This is a genomic window from Trinickia sp. (assembly GCF_051961175.1).
Lineage (GTDB): Bacteria > Pseudomonadota > Gammaproteobacteria > Burkholderiales > Burkholderiaceae > Trinickia.
On the sequence record NZ_JBQCDN010000140.1, the window covers coordinates 1 to 3,067 of the forward strand.

At 61.7% G+C, this 3,067-nt stretch carries 2 protein-coding genes and 1 pseudogene; 2 read left to right on the forward strand and 1 reads right to left on the reverse strand.

Annotated features, from left to right (window positions below; genetic code table 11):
• A pseudogene (locus ACTHL0_RS07775) lies at window positions 1-581 on the reverse strand (excinuclease ABC subunit UvrA); the annotation flags it as partial.
• 472 nt (window positions 582-1,053) lie between these two features.
• Between ACTHL0_RS07775 and ACTHL0_RS07780 the strand changes: the two are divergent.
• Together ACTHL0_RS07780 and ACTHL0_RS07785 are read left to right on the forward strand one after the other, a co-directional pair.
• A complete protein-coding gene (locus ACTHL0_RS07780; protein ID WP_440566138.1) occupies window positions 1,054-2,238 on the forward strand; it encodes an MFS transporter in 1,185 nt (394 codons plus the stop codon).
• Window positions 2,239-2,312: 74 nt separating this feature from the next.
• The gene (locus tag ACTHL0_RS07785) at window positions 2,313-2,846 is read left to right on the forward strand and encodes a single-stranded DNA-binding protein (RefSeq protein WP_440566139.1); all 534 of its coding nucleotides are present in this window, start codon (window positions 2,313-2,315) and stop codon (window positions 2,844-2,846) included.
• Window positions 2,847-3,067 lie beyond the last annotated feature (221 nt).

The window sequence follows — 3,067 nt, forward strand, 5'->3', positions numbered from 1 at the left end:
TAGATTTGCGCCGTGCCTTCGTTGGCCGCGCCGCCGCCCGAACGGATGCGGAAACGTATGAAGCCTTGCGCCTGCATCTGTTCGAACAGCTCGGCGTGTTCCCCCTTGCGGTTCGCGACGACGGGCGCGAGGATCATCAGCTTCGTTTCCTCGGGCAGGGCGAGCGCCGCGTCGACCATTTGCGAAACGCTTTGCGCTTCGAGCGCGATTTCATGCTCCGGGCAGTATGGCGTGCCGACGCGCGCGTAGAGCAGACGCAGATAATCGTGAATTTCGGTGACGGTGCCGACCGTCGAGCGCGGATTGTGAGACGTCGCTTTTTGTTCGATTGAAATCGCGGGCGAAAGGCCCTCGATCAGGTCGACGTCGGGCTTCTCCATCAATTGCAGGAACTGGCGCGCGTAGGCCGAGAGGCTTTCCACATATCGACGCTGACCCTCGGCGTAGAGGGTATCGAACGCGAGCGACGACTTGCCCGACCCGGACAAGCCGGTGATCACGATCAGTTGATGGCGAGGCAGGTCGAGGTTGACGTTCTTCAGGTTGTGGGTACGCGCCCCACGGATGCGAATCTGTTCCATTACCTAGGGTCTGTTTGCCTGTGAAACGTACATGCGAATGCCCGCTACCGGCCGCAGGGCAAGGAGTCGAGGCGCGCCGTTTGGTGCACCCAAACAAGCGACGAGCGACGCCGCCCTGCGGCCGGTAGCGGGCATTCCCCTGGAGTGCCCATGATAATTGGGGTTGCCCCGAGAAGGGCCGCTCGCCGCGTCATGCTCCTTGCCAATACGCTCGGTATTCGCGGCGCCGCAATCCTTGCGAGCGGCCCTTCTCGGGGCAACGCATGTACGTTTCATAGGCAAACAGACCCTTAGGAGGAGGGGGCCAAACCTGCTACTATAACGACTTTTCCAGACCACCGTTACGGCGTCCTTACAGCGCGCGGGAATGAATGAGCCCTCACGCTCGTTGCGTTCGGCGCACCAAAAAGTCCGTCGCCGGACACGAGGGCAGCACGAACTCCGTCGCCTCGGTTCCCTCTAGCTCGCTCCGATGTCCAATCCATCCGTTACCTCCTCGCGTATGAGTGCGCCCGAGTTGCGTGCCACCGTGTCGCTTGCCGGCATCTTCGCGCTGCGCATGCTGGGCCTGTTCATGATCATGCCGGTGTTCTCGGTCTACGCTAAGACGATTCCTGGCGGCGACAACGTGTGGCTGGTCGGCATTGCGCTCGGGGCCTACGGCGTGACGCAGTCGATGCTGTACATCTTCTACGGCTGGATCTCCGATAAGGTCGGGCGTAAGCCCGTCATCGCGGCGGGGCTGTTCGTCTTCGCGCTCGGGAGCTTCGTCGCCGCCATGGCGCACGACATGACGTGGATCATCGTCGGGCGCGTCATCCAGGGGATGGGGGCCGTATCGTCGGCGGTCATTGCCTTCATCGCCGATCTGACGGCCGACGAAAACCGCACCAAGGCGATGGCCATGGTGGGCGGCAGTATCGGCATCTCATTTGCCGTGGCGATTGTGGGGGCGCCGGTTCTGTATCAGTGGGTGGGGATGAGCGGCTTGTTCGCGGTGGTCGGCGCATTGTCGCTGATTGCGATCGGCGTGGTGCTGTGGATCGTGCCCGATGCGCCCAAACCCGTGCACGTGCGGGCGCCGTTCGCCGAAGTGCTGCATAACGTCGAATTGCTGCGCCTCAATTTTGGCGTGTTGGTGCTGCATGCCACGCAGACGGCGCTGTTCCTCGTCGTGCCTCGGATCCTGGTGGCGGGCGGGTTGCCGGTGGCGTCGCATTGGGAAGTTTATTTGCCTGTCATGGGGCTGTCGTTCGTCATGATGGTGCCGGCGATCATTGCCGCCGAGAAACGGGGGAAGATGAAGCCCGTGTTATGCGGTGCCATTGGTCTTATCCTGATCGGACAATTGTTGCTGGGGATGGCTCCGCATACGATCTTGTCTGTGGCCGGGATTTTGTTTGTCTACTTCCTTGGCTTCAACATCCTCGAGGCGTCGCAGCCTTCACTGGTTTCGAAGCTGGCGCCGGGCACACGCAAGGGGGCCGCTACCGGCGTCTACAACACGACGCAGTCGATCGGTCTGGCGCTCGGCGGCGTGGTGGGCGGTTGGCTGATGAAGTCGGTTGGCCAGAACGCGGTGTTCTTTGCGTGCTCGGGACTGGTTTTAGCGTGGCTTATAATCGCCGCCAATATGAAGGCGCCCCGTAAGGCTTGATGCGAACGAGGCGTCGCGCACCGGGTGCTCGGGTAGCGAGCGCGGCTGCGCAAATGGATTAACTGGAGAGATACATGGCATCCGTAAACAAGGTCATCCTCGTCGGCAACCTCGGCGCCGATCCCGAAATTCGTTACCTGCCGAGCGGCGACGCTATCGCCAACATCCGGCTTGCGACGACGGATCGCTATAAGGACAAAACGTCAGGTGAATTCAAGGAAGCGACGGAGTGGCACCGCGTCGCGTTTTTTGGTCGTCTGGCGGAGATCGTTGGCGAATATCTGAAGAAGGGCTCGTCGGTCTACATCGAAGGGCGGTTGCGTACGCGCAAGTGGCAAGGACAGGACGGCCAGGATCGGTATTCGACGGAAATTGTGGCTGAGCAAATGCAGATGCTGGGTGGCCGAGGTGGTTCGGGCGGCGGTGGCATGGGCGGGGGCGATGACGGCGGGTATAGCCGTGAGCCTTCGGAGTCGCGCGGTGGTGGCGGTGGCCGGGCGATGGGCGGCGGGGCGCGCAGTGGTGGCGGTGGTGGCGGTGCCAGCCGGCCGAGTCAGCCTGCCGGAGGTGGCGGGCTCGACGATATGGATGACGACATTCCGTTCTGAGCGGGTTCTGACATCGCTGATGTCATTCGCGCCCCGGGTTTCTCACTCGAATCGATGATTCGGGGGGAGCCCGGGGCGGTTGTTTTTGTGGCGAAGATCTTGCGCGCCGTCAGCGATCGAGGCCCGGCTAAGTCAGACGATGCACGGTGCCGATGCCTCTATGCCAGAGAAGTGGCTCAGCAATAAAATCCATGATCCGAGGTACATCGTCATTTTTTCAT